The following is a 14275-nucleotide window of genomic DNA, read 5'->3' as shown; positions in this document are numbered from 1 at the left end:
ATGCCGCATTTTCCAAGTCGTTGACCGTATACGGTCAACTTGAAAATGCTCTAGCGCGGCGCTACGCCGAATATCCTGCGTTCGATGTCCCGGTCCATCGCGGCGAACGCGTCCGGGGCGGGCGTGATCGCGATCGCGATGACGAGCTTGCCACGGCTTACGACCGCCCAGACATGATGATTGCCGGCGCTCGTCTGGTACAGTGCGCGAAAGCCGGTTGCGTCGGGGTCGGTCGGCGGCGCGAAGTCGACGCGCTGGAGCAGCTTGCCCGGGGATCCCTCATAGATCGTGTCCTCGACGAAGCGGACCAGGTCCTGGCGCGAGAGGGGGCGCGTCCAGTCGGACACGGTGACGCCGATGACCGGCTGTGTCGTGACGTCGGCGGGGAAGCAGGCCAGGCCGGCTTCCCCGGACACGGTACAGGGAACCCCGTGGAGCGCGGACGGGACCGGGCCTAAGGGGAGGCTGAACGGTTCCGCGATCGGTGCCGCGGGTGCGGTCTGCGCGGCGGCCAGGGGGGAGCAGATCGCCGCCAGGCCGGCAGCGGCGCTGGCCGCCGCGAGGGTGAGGGTCCGGACTGCGCTGGTCATCGCCCCGTGTACCACGCAATCGGGCGATTCCCAGATCGGGAGACGCGCCCAGGTACGTCCGTCCGGGATATGGGGTGACGGGGCGTCGGGGGCCGCGTCGGGCGGCACCGCGCGCCTCGACCGGATTCAGGCAGCGGCGGCCCGTTTCGTGCTCAGGCGATGCAGCCAGGCCTCGGCCTTGTCCAGCGCGGGCTGGTCGTCGACGTCGATCCAGTCGATGTCGCTGCAATCCAGCGTCGACGCGCTGCCCTGCGCCGCCAGTACGCGCATGCCCTCGGTCAGCGAGGGCGAGGCGAGGCTGGCCAGCGCCGCGAACAGGGCGGGGCCGATCGCGAAGACGCCGGTGTCGAAACAGTCATAGGCCGCCAGCCCCTTGCCGATCGCGACGATGCAGTCGCCCTCGGTCCGGACGCAGGTGACGTCGTCCAGGTCGACCCAGTCGCTGTCGATCCGGCGGTCGATCGCCAGGCGGGCGCCGCCGCCCGTGCCGGCCTGCGCCACGCGGCGATAGAGTTCGGGATCGACGAGGTGATCGCACATCGCGAGCAGCGCATCCCGCCCGGCGAGCTGCGCCCGCGCAGCCAGGACGGAGACGCCATTGGGCTCGCGATGGTCGGCGACGCGCACGGTGTGCACGGCGACCGGCCAGGCGGTCGCCGCGAGATGCGCCTCGATCCGGTCGGCGCCGTAGCCCAGCACCACCACGACCTGCCGGATCCCGGCCTGCGCCAGTCCGCCGATCGCATGATCGATCAGCGGACGGCCGCCCACCGGGCAGAGCGGCTTGTAGGGCGCGGCGGAGCGAAGGCGGCTGCCTTCGCCCGCGGCCAGCAGGATCGCGGTGTCGATCATGCCGCTGCGATGAAGTCTTCCACCGCCTGGGCGGCGCGATCATCGGTCATCTGCAGGCGCGGATGCTTGCAGAAATAGGCCGACGCGCCGTCGATCGGGCCGGCCAGGCCGCGATCCTTGGCGATCTTGGCACAGCGGATCATGTCGATCGCGACGCCCGCGCTGTTCGGGCTGTCCTCGACCGACAGGCGGAGTTCGAGGTTCATCGGCACGCCGCCGAACATCGAGCCTTCCATGCGCAGGAAGCAGACCTTGTTGTCGTTCTGCCACGGCACATAGTCGGACGGGCCGATATGGACATTCTCGTCCTCGAGCCGCTCGGCCGCGACCGACTGGACCGCCTCGGTCTTCGAGATCTTCTTGGAGGCGAGGCGGCGGTGGTTCGACATGTTGAGGAAGTCGGTGTTGCCGCCGGTGTTGAGCTGATAGGTGCGCTCCAGCGTCACGCCGCGCTTGGCGAACAGGTCGGTCAGCACGCGGTGGACGATCGTCGCGCCCAGCTGCGCCTTGATGTCGTCGCCGATGATCGGCACGCCTGCCCGGGTGAAGCGATCGGCCCATTCGGGGTTGCTGGCGATGAACACCGGGATGTTGTTGACGAAGGCGACGCCCGCCTCGAGCGCGCATTCGGCGTAGAATTCGCTGGCCGCCTGCGACCCGACCGGCAGATAGTTCATCAGCACGTCGGCCTTGGTCTCGCGCAGCGCCGCGATGACTTCCTCGCGCGTCGGCTCCTTCTCGTCGGCCAGGATGAAGGTGCGGTCGTCATTATAGTCGGACATGTGCTCGGCGACGCCGTCGAGGATCTTGCCCATGCGGACGATCGCGCCGGTCGGCTCGATCGATTCGCAGAAGATCGCGGTGCAGTTGGGCTTGGCGAAGATCGCCTCGGCCACGTCCTTGCCGACCTTGCGCTTGTCGACGTCCCATGCCGCGACGACCTTGATGTCGCTGGGGCGATAGCCGCCCAGGTCCCAGTGCATCAGGCCGACGGTCTTGTTGGCGCCATCGCGGTAATGGGAAAGCCCCTGAACCAGAGAGCTGGTGCAATTGCCGATGCCGACTACGGCGATGTTGATGCTCGTCATTGGGTGTTCACGTCCTTCGAGTGGATCAGGGTTCGATGTTGGGAATCAGGTGGAGCGCGTCCTGGCGGACCAGGCGCGCCTCGACGCGGCGGTGCCATATCAGCCCGACCAGCAGGATCGCGGTGAGGGGGCCGAGTTCGACCCACCAGAACCAGCGCGGATCCCCGGCGATACAGGCCAGGAAGATGGCATAGACGCGCATATTGGCGCTGAGCAGGCTCATCAGCCGCATCGGCGGCGTGGCGGCGTCACGATAGGCATCGGCCAGCGGCGCGGGGTTGCGCTGGGCGCCCAGGGCGGTGTCGAACCGGCCGGCGAAGCGATCGAGCCCGCCCGCGATATGATCGTACAGCTGGACGAGCGGGTTGCGGCTCGGCGCGGTCGCGCCGATGGCGACGCCGCGGATCCGACGATGGAAGCGGGCGCGCTCGCTCTCGTACAGGTTGGACTGGAGCGCATGGGCAGCGCCGGCGGCGAAGACCAGCGGCCAGACGCCCGTGTCGCCCATCGAGAAGGCGAGCACGACATAGATCAGGATGAACACGCCGTGGTCGCACAGCCCGTCGAGGGCGCGGCCCAGCGCGCTGGCGGTGCCGGTCGCGCGCGCGATCATCCCGTCGAGTCCGTCGGCGATCAGCCACCCGACCGACAGCGCCAGGCCGAGCACCGCAAGAGGCCAGCTGTGCCATTGGGCATAGGACAGCGCCGCGGTCGCACCGAGGATCAGCCCGCCGATCGAGACCGAATTGGCCGAGATCCCGCGCGCGACGAACCAGGGCAGCAGGGCGCGCGCTGCGGGGTGAATGATCCAGAGATTCGTCGGATCCTCGATCCGGCGAAAGCGCGATCCGTCCGGCTGAGGGGGTGTCATCGAAGTGTCAAATACAGCGGGGGGCCGATGTCCGGCAAGCGGTTAAACGGCGCAGGCGAAAAAAGACCCGTCGCCTGTGGCGTCACGGCCTCATTCTTGGTGCACGGCGCCGGACGGCGGCTGGGTGCGCCGCAGGGGCCGGCGCGGCTATTCGATGCCGCGAATGACATCCGGTGCCGCGGAGACGACGTCGTCGACCCCGATATCCTGCACACAGGCCAGCCCGTGCGCGCAGGTCTGGCCGCGCGCGTCGGTGCGCAGTTCGAAGGTCAGCCGCTGGCCGGGCGACAGCGCCGTCAGGCCCGCCGCGTTCAGCGCATCGACATGGACGAACGCGTCGGGCCCGCCGCGGTCGCGCCGAATGATGCCGAAGCCCGAGGCGGAGTGATAGAAATGGACGGTTCCGTTGATCATGCGTCGTCTCGCTCGTCGGGGTCTGGCCGGAAAGACTCGGGCGGGGAACCAGGGTTGGTCACGCTGGGCCTGCGTACAGCCGGGGTCAAGCGATTACGGCGATTGGGAAAAACAAGAGCGGGTCCGGCGCGGGACGTTCGGCCCGGCTGTTTGCCGACAGGATGAGGGTCACGTGTAACGCAATAGTGAAGTGATGGCTTGACTATATCCTGGTAACCATTAGTGAAGTCGTTGCTTCAGTATAGGAGGTGGAAAATGTCTCGTACCGTGGTCCATGCCGATTTCTCGCTGAGCCGGGCGATCCCGGCGCCGCCTGCCCAGGTGTTCCAGGCCTTTGCCGATCCCGATCTCAAGCGCCGCTGGTTTGCCGAGGGCGAACAGCATGAGGTGGAGGAGTTCGCCGTCGATCTTCGCGAAGGCGCGACCGAGCGGCTGCGCTACCGGTTTCGCGAGGGGACGCCCTTTGCCGGGGCGAGCGTGGTCAACAGCGACGTCGTGCTGAACATCGTGCCCGACGAGCGGATCATCTGGGCATCGCGCATGGCGTTCGGGGACGCCGACATTTCGGCCGCGCTGGTCACTGCCGAACTGGTCGCGGCGGGTGCGGGGACCGAATTGGTGCTGACCTTCCAGGGCGCCTTCTTCGAGGGGGCGGACGGGCCGCAGATCCGCGAACAGGGCTGGCAGGTGATGCTCGACAGGCTGAGCGCGGTCGTCGCATAGCGGGCCATGACTGCGTCCGATCCAGCGACCGATGCGGGAGCCATCCTGCAAGCCCTGGCCGACCCGACCCGCCGGCGAATGGTGGAAATGCTGGGGCGGGGACCGATGTCGGTCTCCGCGCTGGCCGCGCCGTTCGACATGTCGCTGACGGCGATCGGGCAGCATCTGCGCGTGCTGGAACAGTGCGGGCTTGTGACGACGCAGAAGATCGGGCGGGTGCGCACCTGCCGGCTGGAGATGGCCGGGCTCGACACGCTGTCGAAGTGGATCGACGGGTGCCGGCCCGAATGGCACCGCCGGATCGAGCGGCTGGCGACGATGCTGGGTGGCGAGGGCGGCTGAACGGGCAGCCGCCCCGCGGCGATCAGCCGCCGGTGCCCGAGGCGGCGCGGGCGGTGATCGCCTGTTCCACCGCGGCGAGACCGGCGTCGCTGGCCACCGCCAGATCGAGCGGGCGCCCGCCCAGCGCATCGTCATGGCTGTTCAGGAAGGCGGAGGCGCCGTCCTTGCCGCCCAGCTTGTCCCAGGCGAACAGCGCGATGCGGCTCTGGCGCGCGGCGCTGGCCGGGTCGAGCCGGACGGTGGTGAACTTCTTGCGGAACGGCTTGGTCCGCGGGCGCGCCTCGGGCTGGGCCGGGTCGGCTTCGGCATCGAGCCGAATCGGCGGTTCGGCGCCGGGCGCGGTGTCGCTGTCGGGCACGATGATCGGCGCCGGATCGCCGTCCGGGCCGGGGCCGTCGGGGGCGGGCGCGTCGATCGCGGGTGCGTCGGTCTGGGTTTCGGGTTCGGTCGGCGGGGTATCGGTCATGCAATGCTCCTGGACAGGGGGACTCAGCGGCGGCGGCGCGCGCCGCCAAAGCCGCCGCCGCCGTTCAGGCGTTCGCGACGGACCAGGCGACCCTTGTCGAGGTCATAGGGCGACATCTCGATCTCCACCCGGTCTCCCGCCAGGGTGCGGATGCGATATTTGCGCATCTTGCCGGCGGTATACACAATGACACGGTGATCATTTTCCAGCACGACGCGAAAACGGCCGTCGGGCAGGACTTCTTCGACAAGTGCGTCGAAGGTCATCAGTTCTTCTTTCATTCGGCGCTCCCCATGGTGGCGACGACGGGCGAACGCGACAGCATCGATCCGGCGCCCAGCGAATGCTGGAGCAGTCGGATGCGGTCGGCATAGAGCGCGGCCAGGCCGCGATGGGCGCAGCGCGCCTCGGTGCCCGACGCGGCATCAGCGGACATCAGCGATACCTGATGCCGATGAAGCAATTGATTGAGATCCATTGAGCGGAACTCCCGTGACGTAAGCGGGAGCGCGATGGTCTCTCAGCCGCTGGCGCCTACGGGTCGGTGTGCCAGCGATTTCACCCATATAGGGCATCGGGCGCGGAATTGCACGTGCCGGGGGAACAAAAGGCTGTGCGGTACGTGTCAGGCGGCGTCGATGGTCCACGACCGGTTGGAGAGGAGCGCCGCGATGCCGACCCTGTTCCTGGTTGCCGCCCTGCTGGTGTCCGCCCCGGTCGCGGGCAGCGCACAGGACCTGCCGACCACTCAGGTCGAGGATCATGGCCGGGTCGTGCTGCAGGATTTCACGACCCGCCGGCTGGTCAACCGCGACGGCAGGCGCCAGCCGCGCCGCCCGACCGCGGCGCAGCGATCGGCCTGCGCCGCCAAGGCGCGGTTCCGGGCGCAGCACGGCGCGGGCGATGCGCGCGCGCGGCGGCTCTATGCGCTGTGCCGCGGGGTGGGGTTGTAGGTGGGGGAGGGCGTCAGCTCTGGCGGGGTGGTTCAGCCGTGTCCGAGGCCAGAAGTTGGGCGTTATAGTCGTCGACGCAGCCGGATAGCGCCTTGTCTTCATAGAACGGGAAGACGATGTCGCCCCCGTTCTCATGAAAGAACTGCGTGTTCAGGATGCAGAACACTTTCACCCCGCCGCGCCCATTATTGTGTGCCGTGCCAACGAAAATAGCACCCGCGTCCAGAAATGTACCTCTAACACCCGCTATAAACTGACCAGTGACAGCAGACCGGGACAAATCAATGTATCTTGGCGGAACATCGCGACCGATAAAATATGCATCTCCGAATAACCGGGACAGTTGCGCAACGCTTACGTCGCATCCCTTTTTCGACAGGAAGGTGAAAACGAAGCCCGGCATCATATCGACATAGTTTTCCACGTCCTCGAAACCGCTGCACTTGATAAAGTCCATGGCGATCGATCGATACTCGGCATCATCGATACGGATGAACACGATCTCGTCCGGCGCAATCGGACAGGGAAACAGGACCGCAGCGCGCCTGAGCGACGTGAATGGCGGCGACACGGTTTCTGCGTACGGGGTGGCGGTGCAGCCGGAAATCGCAATGTCCCGGGGCTCGCTCGACTTGCACCCCGACACGACCGACATGCCGCCCGCGAGCGCCAGGGCGATCAGGCAGCGGATCGCGGAATGACGAGCGCTCACGCGTCCTTCAGTCCGCACGCCCGCGTGACCGTCAGCGGATCGGAGAGATCGAACGCGGTCCAGAGTTGCATGTTCGATGTCCCCCCATCACCGAAACAGTTTGTGCGCGCAGCGGGGGCCTTCGACAAGCCCGGCGCGCAACGCCGCCGCGGCCCGCCGGAGCGGGATCAGCGCGGGGGCGGTTTCGGTTGGTGCGGTGCATCCGCGTGCAGCAGTGCCGCCGCGAGGTCGCGCGCCATCGGGGCAAGCGCGGCGTCGGGCAGCTCGCCCGCGGTCCAGAAGGACAGGACTCCGCGAAAGGCGAAGGCGAGCCGGGTCGCGAGGTCGTGCAGCCCGGCGGTTTCGTCGTCGCCCAGCGCGCGCCTCCACAGGGCGGTGGAGTGGGCCAGCACCTGGCCGGGCGGGTCGCCCGGGGTTCCGAGCCAGCCCATCACCGCCCGGTTGACCGCCGGTTCCTCGAGCATCACCGCCGCGGCGATGTCGACCGCGTGCAGTATGCGGGTGGGTGCGTCGCCCGCCGGGGGCGCGGCATCGTAGCGCGCCGCCATCGTCTCGATCCGTCGGTGCGACAGGGCCAGCATGATGCCGTGCTTGCTGCCGAACTGGTTGAACGGCGTGGCGAAGCTGACCCCCGCCTCCGTCGAGAGGTCGCGCATCGAGAATTCCGCCTTGCCCTGGCGCAGCAGCCGTTCGGCGGCATCGATCACACGCCGGCGCACCGGTTCGCCGCGGCGGGCACTGGTCTTGCTGTCCGTCATTCAATATCTATATCATGATATATTTGATGGCCAAGTGGAGTTTTCCGATGACGACCGATTCCCCCAAGACCTTCCTGATCACCGGCGTAAGCTCCGGCCTGGGGCGCGCCTTTGCCGTCGCGGCACTTTCGGCGGGACACCGGGTGATCGGCACGGTCCGCAAAGCCGAGGATGCCGAGCGGTTCGTTGCGCTGGCACCGGATGGCAGGGCGCATGCGGTGTTGCTCGACGTGACCGATCTCGAGGCGATTCCGGCCGCGGTCGCCGCGGCCGAGCGGGTGATGGGGCCGATCGACGTGCTGGTGAACAATGCCGGCTATGGCCAGGAAGGCGTGATCGAGGAATCGTCGATCGACGAGCTTCAGCGTCAGTTCGCCGCGAACGTGTTCGGGCCGGTCGCGATGATCAAGGCGGTGCTGCCCGGCATGCGCGCCCGGCGGCGGGGGCATATCGTCAACGTGACCTCGATGGGCGGCTTCATCACGATGCCGGGGATCGGCTTCTATTGCGGGAGCAAGTTCGCGCTGGAGGGCCTGTCGGAGGCGCTGGGCAAGGAAGTGGCCGGGTTCGGCATTCGCGTGACCGCGCTGGCGCCGGGACAGTTCCGCACCGACTGGGCGGGCCGGTCGATGACGCGCACCCCGCGCAGCATCGCCGACTATGACGCGGTGATGGACCCGGTCCGCACCGCGCGCCAGGCCAAGAGCGGCCATCAGCCGGGCGATCCCGCGCGCGCCGGGCAGGCGTTGCTGACGCTGGTCGAGGCGGACAATCCGCCCGCGCGGCTGTTCCTGGGCGAGGATGCGCTGGCGCTGGTCGGACAGAAGCTGGATGCGATGAAGGCGGAGATCGCCGCATGGGAGACGGTATCGCGCTCGACCGGATTTGCATGAGGGATCGGTGACGGGGCGGCGAGGGTTGCGACGGACGCGGACCGTCATGTGATCGGTCCGTGTCTTCGGCATGTCCGCTTTTGCCGTCTCCTGCCGTCTGAACCCTCGGGACGCGGTTTTGCCGTGTCGAGCGAGGGAGAGTGGCGATGCGGACGGTTCGGATGAGCGGGCGGGTGACGATGGCGAGCGCGGTGGCGCTGGCGGTGGGGATGGCGATGCCGGCGGCGGCGCAGGATGGAGCGCGGCCGATCCGGCTGGGCCGGCCGGTGGCGACGCCGACGCCCAGTCCGACGCCGACGCCTTCGCCTGAAGCGACGCCGGCACCGACCACGGGTCGGCCGATACGGGTGCCGGCGCGAGTGCCCGCCGCAACGCCGGCACCGACGCCCGCGGCGGCACCTGCTGCCACGAACGGCCGGTCTGCGCCCGTGGTGGGGCGGCCGGTGACTGCTGCACCGGTGCAGACTGTGCCGCTGGCGAGCGGTTCGAGGCCCGGCTTCACCATCGGCACGCTGCGCCCGGTGCAAGTGCAGGAGTTCGATGCGCCCGCTGCGACATTGGCGCCGCCGGGCGGGCTGAAGCCGCGGCTGTTGCGGCCCAGGGCGACGCTGTTGCGCCAGGATGGCAGCTTTGCCGACAGCGCGCGGGCGTTGCCGGCGGTGCGGACGCTGTCGGTGGCGACGCTGCGCGGCAATCCGCGGGTGACGATCGGCAAGACGCGCGCCGACTTCACGCAGATCTTCGCCAATCCGCGGGCGCTGCCCAATGTCGCGCAGAAGCTGCGGGGGCTGCCGGCGCTGGTCGAGGTGCGCAGCGACGTGCTGGAGGGCGTCGAGCTGCGCCAGGGACTGGTGGTGCGCAGCCTGCTGACCTATCGGCTCAAGCCCGGTGCGTGCAGAGACGGGTCGCGGCGGCGGCAGCTCGTCTCGGCGGGGGTGGAGTGCTTCACCCGCATGAGCGAGGCGCAGCGGACCGCCGCCTATGCCAATCCGCGCGACCCGCATTATGTCGCCGATCCGGGCGAGCGGGCCAAGGCGATCGGGCTGGCGCAGGCGCAGGCGGCGAAGATCGCGGCCGACATCGCGACCAGCGTCGCCGATTTCCGCGCCCAGCTGAACGATCCGGCACAGCGCCAGACGCTGGTGCAGCAGGTCGGCGAGGGCGAGGTCGCGCGGCTGAGCGGGCTGGACGACGATGCGCTGGCCGGCGAACTGGTCAACAGCAGCGAGACGCAGATCGAGCAGATCGCCTATGTCCCCGACGAGGACAGCGTCGACCAGACGAAGAAGATCCCGCCGCCCCCGCCGCCGCCCGCGCCGAAGAAGCCGGCGGACCTCGATGTCAGCTATGACATCGGCAAATACACCTATCTGGCCGGCTTCACGCTGGGGCGCGAATATGAATGGTCGCAGCGCATCCAGACGTCGATCAAATGGTGCCTCGTCGGGTGCAAGAAGACCTATTATGCCGAGCTGTATGCCGGGTTCAATTACGGCTTCGGGCTGCGCTTTCCGCTGAGCTTCGGCGGCACCTATCGCCAGATGCGCAAGGGCGGCGGCGCGCCGAGTGCCGAGATCACGCCGGTGATGGCCGCCTATAATGGCAGCCCGGCGGACTATGCCGGCACCGGGTTGATGGGCCCCAAGGTCTTCGAGGGCAAGGAGCTGGTGGCGCAGGTGGGCGCCAGCGCGGGGCTGCGCTGGAAGCTGCCGTTCATCGGATCGGACAGCATCGGCATCTCGGTCGGCTACGACTTTACCGACGAGCTGCCGGCACCGTTCACCGACGGCCAGTTCACCCCGCCGACGCCGGGCCAGCCGGGACCGACCCTGGTCAAGACGTTCGAGGATTTCGACCTGATCGGCGGGCGGGCCAATTTCGGCGCGTTCGGCGGCAAGATCTTTCCCGCGGTCCAGGTCCAGGCGAATTCGGACAAGCTGCAATTCACGATGCGCGACCTGGTGACTGGCGGCACGTCGTTGCTCGCCACCAGCGGCAAGGCGATGCCGCTGGGCGTCGACAGCACCGGGGCGAGCAGCTTCGTGGTCGAGCAGCCGGTGTACAATGTCACGATGAAGGTGACGCCCGGGATCGTCGCCCGGCTGTTCATCGACCTGTCGGTGTGGAGCAACAATTGGGACTGGCCGATCTGGTTCCCGCAGCTGGCGATCGAGCTGCCGCCCGGCGGGGTCGATTTCGGATGCCATGAGGGCACGGTCTGCTCGCGCAGCTTCACCTTCAATGCCAAGGGCGCGACCTCGCCCTATGAGGTCGAGCTGGACAAGCAGGCCAGCGCGTTCGAGGCGCGGTGGACGCCGCAATGCCTGGACGAGACGTGCAAGGTCGGCATCCGCTTCGTGAAGCTGGGCACGACGCTGAACGGGCGGCGCGCGTTCGAGCAGAACTCGAACATTTCGCTGAGCACCATTGCGCCGCTGTTCGTCGGGGCGGACGGCGAGGCGAAGGGGGTGATCGTCGCGTCGCAGGCGCGCGAGGCCAAGTCGGCGTCGGATGCCTGGGCGCAGCTGGCGCAGGCGGTGTGGACCAAGCAGTGCGCCGACAAGATCTGCTATGATCAGGTCGCCAAGCTTGCCGGCGAAATGCCCAAGCGCGCCGAGGCGCTGGCCAAGCAGTTCCCCGATGAATCGACGCTGAGCATCACCGGCATGGTGGGCAAGGAATATGGGCCGAAGTTCAAGGCGGCGGTGGATGCGTCCAAGTCGCGCGCGGCCAGGGCCCAGGGGCTCGAGAAGCTGGGCTTCGACCCCAATATCAAGCTGGACCTGCCCAAGTGAGGCAGGCGCGGGCGGGGCGGTGCGCTCCCGCCGCCCCGCCCGTGTTCGAAGTGCGCGATGGGAGCGGCGGCGCGCTCCTGCCGCAGTCGACCCACCCCCGGCCCCTGCCTGGTCAGGGAGGGGAGATGGGTGCGCGGACCTTTCCCCCTCCGCAACGGGCTCCCCTTCCGCTTGCGGCAGGGGTTGGGGGAGGGCGTGTCGGTTTCAAAGGTGCGGCGCTCCGGGACAGGCCCTCCCAGTTGCCGGGTGGACAGCCCCCCGCGCTTTCCAGGTCAAGCCGGGGGCTTGACCATGCCCTGGCAACGCCCTCCCGCAAGCGGAAGGGGGCCTGCGATGCCGCTCTTCACTGACTGGCTTGCTCGCAGGCGGGCCGGCCCTCCGTCGGCAGTCGAGGCGCGGGTAGCCGCCATCGAGGCCCGATTGCGAGCGCCGCTGCCGCCGGCATTCCGGCACTATTTGTGTCACGCTGCGCCATCGGCCACGTACCGCGACCTGCACGGTACCGACTGGTGGTCGGCGGATCGGATCGAGCGCGGGCTCGCGGCAGCGGGTGGAAGCGGGGGCATTGCCGCGCCGCCCGATCCCTGGCTGGCCTTTGCCGACCGGGCGGACTGGGGCTGGACCTGGGCGATCCATTGCGGCGCGGGCGCGGCGCGCGGCACGGTCGCGCTGGTCGATGGCGAGGATCGGCTGGTGGTGGCCGACAGTTTCGATGCCTTCGTCCTGCTGGCGCTGCCGGGAAGGGCACTGCGCCGGGCGCATCGGGCTTGTCAGGAAACAGGTTAGCGCGGATGATCTCAGGCGAAACCGGTGGAATAGTGCCGCATGCTGACCTTGCTCGCGCTGATGGTTCAGACCGCCACTCTGGATGCCGATCCCTACAAGGCGGCGCGAGTTTGCGCGGCGGCGGCACTGAGTTCCGAAGGCTCAGCAGAAACCATAGAAAATGCTGCGATAACTGCCTTCTTCGCGTATCAGATCTGGCGCTTGATGCCGGCAGGCGAAGACATTGAGAAGGTCGCCAGCGACGATAACAAGCTGAGCTACGAGATCGATCTTCCTAGAGCGCAAGCGATCCTGATCCAGTGCAATATGCGATTTCCGCGTAGCCGGGTCGTTACCGCCGCACGATTGCCGTCGGACAGGGGAGACCGCGATCTGATGTGTCTGATGGTGGTCAACTCGCTCTACGATATGACTGGATCCCATTACTTGCAGGATGATCCCTTGCGAAAGCGGATCGTCGCATATCGCGATGCGCTGAACGCTCGGGTGGGCCAAGCAGTAGCTCTTGGCGCAAAGACCTTTGGCGAACGCGCCAAGCGCCAGCTGTTTGCATCCCTTGACCTGGCGATTCATTGGCGGTCGCGCGCGCGTGCGGGCTGTAAGCAACTGAGGGGCACTATATCGGGGGGGGGCTGCGTTCATGCCTCGCCGCCCAGTTCCTTCATCTTGCCATGCGTTCTCGCACCGTTGATGATCGTGGACGATCATTGGGGGATATCGAATCATGCTGACCTTGCTCGCGCTGATGGCGCAAACGGCCACACTGGATGCCGACCCCTATGTCGCGGCGCGGACCTGCGCAGTGGCGACGAGGAAGGCGAACGCGGGCGATCTGGCGACCGTCGAGGAGCACGCCCGGTACATGTTCTATGTGATGCACGCCGCCCGCGCCCGCCCCGAGGGGCAGCGCATAATCAAGCGGGTGGGAACGGTCATGTCGGCGCCGCTGCCCGAGGTTCAGGACGGCGAAGTCGACGGCCTGATCGCCCAGTGCGACAAGCGCTTCCCGCGCTTGGATCGGGCCACCGCCGCGAACCTCCCGGCGGAGCCGATCGACCGCGACATCATGTGCCTGACGGCGCTGGGCGTGTTGCATGGCGGCGCCGAAGCTGTGCGCGAGACCCAGCCCGATGATCCCTGGCTGGACCGGCTCAGGGCGCCGGAGATGCAGCTGATGAGCCGCCTGAACAAGAAGGTGCTGGAACGCGCCGGCCTGGCCGAGGATGCTGCGCTCACCGAAGCGTATGATCGCCAGATCCGCGCCTCGCTCGATCTGGGCGACGCGCTGGCAGTGGGACGTGCGTGCGGGCTTCGCGACGATTGAGTCACAGGTCCCACGGGTCCCCACTCGGATCCCGAACCATTCCTTCGTCTTGCCACACGGCCTCGCAGCGCCGATGATCGCCGGGATCACCGGGGGAAATCGACGACATGCTGACCTTGCTTGCGCTGATGGCGCAGACGGCCACACTGGATGCCGATCCCTATGACGCGGCGCGGACCTGCGCGATGGCGTCGGTGCGCGCAAACGGTGCTGAAACGCCGGAGTTCGTCGAGACGGCGCGGTTTGTCTTCTACCTGATGCATGCCGACCGGGCGCGTTCGGAAGGGAAAACGTTCATCCGCCGGATGGAGGAGATCGTCGATGATCGCCCGGCCGACATGACCCCCACCGAGTCCAGGGCAGTGTTGCCCGAGTGCGAGAAACGGTTTGCGCCGGTGACGATGGTCAGGCCTGAGCAACTGCCAAGGCGGCAGGTCGACCGCGATACCATGTGCCTTGCGGTGCTGTCTCAATTGCAGTTCCAGGCAGACCTGGTCCGACGATACCCGAAGGACGATTGGGCGGATCGGATCAAATCGACGACCGAGACGATCAACGCGCGTTTGAGCCAGGTGAAGGACTCGCCAGCCGAGGCCAAGAGCCAGGACGAGTTCGTCGCATATCATGATCGGCTGGTGCGCGCGTCGCTCGACCTGGGCGAGCCGCTGGCGGTGGCGCGGGCGTGCGGGCTGAAAGGCAACTGAGCCG

Annotated in this window: 19 protein-coding genes; 8 read left to right on the top strand and 11 right to left on the bottom strand. The window is 67.8% G+C overall.

The genetic code is table 11. The annotated features are described in order from the left end of the window. Positions 1-50 precede the first annotated feature (50 nt). The 5 genes from TPR58_RS20720 to TPR58_RS20700 all read right to left on the bottom strand — a co-directional run bounded on the left by TPR58_RS20720 (position 51) and on the right by TPR58_RS20700 (position 3815). Entirely contained in the window at positions 51-590 is a 540-nt protein-coding gene (locus TPR58_RS20720; RefSeq protein WP_346248668.1) for a hypothetical protein, read from the bottom strand. Positions 591-716: 126 nt separating this feature from the next. Continuing rightward, a complete protein-coding gene (locus TPR58_RS20715; RefSeq protein WP_346248667.1) occupies positions 717-1442 on the bottom strand; it encodes a phosphocholine cytidylyltransferase family protein in 726 nt (241 codons plus the stop codon). After that, the gene (locus TPR58_RS20710) at positions 1439-2530 is read right to left on the bottom strand and encodes an inositol-3-phosphate synthase (protein ID WP_346248666.1); all 1092 of its coding nucleotides are present in this window, start codon (positions 2528-2530) and stop codon (positions 1439-1441) included. Before TPR58_RS20710 ends, TPR58_RS20715 begins: the two co-directional genes overlap by 4 nt. 25 nt (positions 2531-2555) lie before the next feature. Next, complete coding sequence (locus TPR58_RS20705; protein WP_346248665.1) at positions 2556-3401, bottom strand: CDP-alcohol phosphatidyltransferase family protein; 846 nt, start codon at positions 3399-3401, stop codon at positions 2556-2558. Between the two features lie 147 nt (positions 3402-3548). Continuing rightward, on the bottom strand, positions 3549-3815 hold the full coding sequence (locus TPR58_RS20700; RefSeq protein ID WP_346248664.1) for a cold-shock protein: 267 nt from the start codon (positions 3813-3815) through the stop codon (positions 3549-3551). Between the two features lie 255 nt (positions 3816-4070). On the opposite strand from TPR58_RS20700, the gene TPR58_RS20695 reads away from it, so the two are divergent. Both TPR58_RS20695 and TPR58_RS20690 read left to right on the top strand, forming a co-directional pair. Beyond that, complete coding sequence (locus TPR58_RS20695) at positions 4071-4538, top strand: SRPBCC domain-containing protein (protein ID WP_346248663.1); 468 nt, start codon at positions 4071-4073, stop codon at positions 4536-4538. 6 nt (positions 4539-4544) lie between these two features. Continuing rightward, on the top strand, positions 4545-4880 hold the full coding sequence (locus TPR58_RS20690) for an ArsR/SmtB family transcription factor (RefSeq protein WP_346248662.1): 336 nt from the start codon (positions 4545-4547) through the stop codon (positions 4878-4880). Positions 4881-4902: 22 nt separating this feature from the next. Here the strand turns inward: TPR58_RS20690 and TPR58_RS20685 are convergent, their stop codons facing one another. From TPR58_RS20685 to TPR58_RS20675, 3 genes are read right to left on the bottom strand one after another with little or no spacing between them, the layout of a single operon-like run. After that, complete coding sequence (locus TPR58_RS20685; RefSeq protein WP_346248661.1) at positions 4903-5346, bottom strand: antitoxin Xre/MbcA/ParS toxin-binding domain-containing protein; 444 nt, start codon at positions 5344-5346, stop codon at positions 4903-4905. Positions 5347-5369: 23 nt separating this feature from the next. Continuing rightward, positions 5370-5627 carry a translation initiation factor IF-1 gene (infA, locus tag TPR58_RS20680; RefSeq protein ID WP_346248660.1) on the bottom strand — a complete coding sequence of 86 codons (258 nt, stop codon included), beginning with the start codon at positions 5625-5627 and terminating at the stop codon, positions 5370-5372. Then, a complete protein-coding gene (locus tag TPR58_RS20675) occupies positions 5624-5782 on the bottom strand; it encodes a hypothetical protein (RefSeq protein WP_346248659.1) in 159 nt (52 codons plus the stop codon). The genes infA and TPR58_RS20675 overlap by 4 nt, the downstream gene beginning before the upstream one ends. A gap of 235 nt (positions 5783-6017) precedes the next feature. On the opposite strand from TPR58_RS20675, the gene TPR58_RS20670 reads away from it, so the two are divergent. Continuing rightward, complete coding sequence (locus tag TPR58_RS20670; protein WP_346248658.1) at positions 6018-6299, top strand: hypothetical protein; 282 nt, start codon at positions 6018-6020, stop codon at positions 6297-6299. Between the two features lie 13 nt (positions 6300-6312). Here TPR58_RS20670 and TPR58_RS20665 read toward each other — a convergent pair whose 3' ends face one another. Together TPR58_RS20665 and TPR58_RS20660 are read right to left on the bottom strand one after the other, a co-directional pair. Then, positions 6313-7011 (bottom strand): hypothetical protein, encoded by a 699-nt coding sequence (locus TPR58_RS20665; RefSeq protein WP_346248657.1) that lies wholly within the window; start codon positions 7009-7011, stop codon positions 6313-6315. 167 nt (positions 7012-7178) lie between these two features. Continuing rightward, positions 7179-7769, bottom strand: coding sequence for a TetR/AcrR family transcriptional regulator (locus tag TPR58_RS20660; protein WP_346248656.1), 591 nt, complete (start codon positions 7767-7769; stop codon positions 7179-7181). A 47-nt stretch (positions 7770-7816) separates the two neighbouring features. Between TPR58_RS20660 and TPR58_RS20655 the strand changes: the two genes are divergently transcribed. The 3 genes from TPR58_RS20655 (at position 7817) to TPR58_RS20645 (ending at position 12243) form a co-directional block, all read left to right on the top strand. Then, positions 7817-8662 carry an oxidoreductase gene (locus TPR58_RS20655; RefSeq protein ID WP_346248655.1) on the top strand — a complete coding sequence of 282 codons (846 nt, stop codon included), beginning with the start codon at positions 7817-7819 and terminating at the stop codon, positions 8660-8662. 146 nt (positions 8663-8808) lie between these two features. Beyond that, a complete protein-coding gene (locus TPR58_RS20650) occupies positions 8809-11457 on the top strand; it encodes a hypothetical protein (RefSeq protein WP_346248654.1) in 2649 nt (882 codons plus the stop codon). A 333-nt stretch (positions 11458-11790) separates the two neighbouring features. Beyond that, positions 11791-12243, top strand: coding sequence for an SMI1/KNR4 family protein (locus TPR58_RS20645; protein WP_346248653.1), 453 nt, complete (start codon positions 11791-11793; stop codon positions 12241-12243). A gap of 141 nt (positions 12244-12384) precedes the next feature. On the opposite strand, the gene TPR58_RS20640 is transcribed toward TPR58_RS20645, so the two are convergent. Continuing rightward, complete coding sequence (locus TPR58_RS20640) at positions 12385-12816, bottom strand: hypothetical protein (RefSeq protein WP_346248652.1); 432 nt, start codon at positions 12814-12816, stop codon at positions 12385-12387. Positions 12817-12967: 151 nt separating this feature from the next. On the opposite strand from TPR58_RS20640, the gene TPR58_RS20635 reads away from it, so the two are divergent. Both TPR58_RS20635 and TPR58_RS20630 read left to right on the top strand, forming a co-directional pair. Further along, entirely contained in the window at positions 12968-13567 is a 600-nt protein-coding gene (locus TPR58_RS20635; RefSeq protein ID WP_346248651.1) for a hypothetical protein, read from the top strand. 107 nt (positions 13568-13674) lie between these two features. Continuing rightward, the gene (locus tag TPR58_RS20630; RefSeq protein WP_346248650.1) at positions 13675-14271 is read left to right on the top strand and encodes a hypothetical protein; all 597 of its coding nucleotides are present in this window, start codon (positions 13675-13677) and stop codon (positions 14269-14271) included. Positions 14272-14275 lie beyond the last annotated feature (4 nt).

It is taken from the genome of Sphingomonas rustica, from assembly GCF_039652585.1.
Classification (GTDB): Bacteria; Pseudomonadota; Alphaproteobacteria; order Sphingomonadales; family Sphingomonadaceae; genus Sphingomonas; species Sphingomonas rustica.
The sequence above is the reverse complement of the archived record's forward strand: the minus strand, read 5'-3'. Positions and strand labels throughout refer to the sequence as shown.

What these genes read in the sequence shown, in the direction of transcription:
- TPR58_RS20645 (WP_346248653.1), top strand. Translation starts at nt 11,791, where the DNA reads ATGCCGCTCTTCACTGACTGGCTTGCTCGCAGGCGGGCCGGCCCTCCG.
- TPR58_RS20675 (WP_346248659.1), bottom strand. Translation starts at nt 5,782, where the DNA reads ATGTCCGCTGATGCCGCGTCGGGCACCGAGGCGCGCTGCGCCCATCGC.
- TPR58_RS20650 (WP_346248654.1), top strand. Translation starts at nt 8,809, where the DNA reads ATGCGGACGGTTCGGATGAGCGGGCGGGTGACGATGGCGAGCGCGGTG.
- TPR58_RS20690 (WP_346248662.1), top strand. Translation starts at nt 4,545, where the DNA reads ATGACTGCGTCCGATCCAGCGACCGATGCGGGAGCCATCCTGCAAGCC.
- TPR58_RS20670 (WP_346248658.1), top strand. Translation starts at nt 6,018, where the DNA reads ATGCCGACCCTGTTCCTGGTTGCCGCCCTGCTGGTGTCCGCCCCGGTC.
- TPR58_RS20705 (WP_346248665.1), bottom strand. Translation starts at nt 3,401, where the DNA reads ATGACACCCCCTCAGCCGGACGGATCGCGCTTTCGCCGGATCGAGGAT.
- TPR58_RS20695 (WP_346248663.1), top strand. Translation starts at nt 4,071, where the DNA reads ATGTCTCGTACCGTGGTCCATGCCGATTTCTCGCTGAGCCGGGCGATC.
- TPR58_RS20640 (WP_346248652.1), bottom strand. Translation starts at nt 12,816, where the DNA reads ATGAATCGCCAGGTCAAGGGATGCAAACAGCTGGCGCTTGGCGCGTTC.
- TPR58_RS20655 (WP_346248655.1), top strand. Translation starts at nt 7,817, where the DNA reads ATGACGACCGATTCCCCCAAGACCTTCCTGATCACCGGCGTAAGCTCC.
- TPR58_RS20715 (WP_346248667.1), bottom strand. Translation starts at nt 1,442, where the DNA reads ATGATCGACACCGCGATCCTGCTGGCCGCGGGCGAAGGCAGCCGCCTT.
- TPR58_RS20660 (WP_346248656.1), bottom strand. Translation starts at nt 7,769, where the DNA reads ATGACGGACAGCAAGACCAGTGCCCGCCGCGGCGAACCGGTGCGCCGG.
- infA (WP_346248660.1), bottom strand. Translation starts at nt 5,627, where the DNA reads ATGAAAGAAGAACTGATGACCTTCGACGCACTTGTCGAAGAAGTCCTG.
- TPR58_RS20700 (WP_346248664.1), bottom strand. Translation starts at nt 3,815, where the DNA reads ATGATCAACGGAACCGTCCATTTCTATCACTCCGCCTCGGGCTTCGGC.
- TPR58_RS20710 (WP_346248666.1), bottom strand. Translation starts at nt 2,530, where the DNA reads ATGACGAGCATCAACATCGCCGTAGTCGGCATCGGCAATTGCACCAGC.
- TPR58_RS20630 (WP_346248650.1), top strand. Translation starts at nt 13,675, where the DNA reads ATGCTGACCTTGCTTGCGCTGATGGCGCAGACGGCCACACTGGATGCC.
- TPR58_RS20720 (WP_346248668.1), bottom strand. Translation starts at nt 590, where the DNA reads ATGACCAGCGCAGTCCGGACCCTCACCCTCGCGGCGGCCAGCGCCGCT.
- TPR58_RS20685 (WP_346248661.1), bottom strand. Translation starts at nt 5,346, where the DNA reads ATGACCGATACCCCGCCGACCGAACCCGAAACCCAGACCGACGCACCC.
- TPR58_RS20635 (WP_346248651.1), top strand. Translation starts at nt 12,968, where the DNA reads ATGCTGACCTTGCTCGCGCTGATGGCGCAAACGGCCACACTGGATGCC.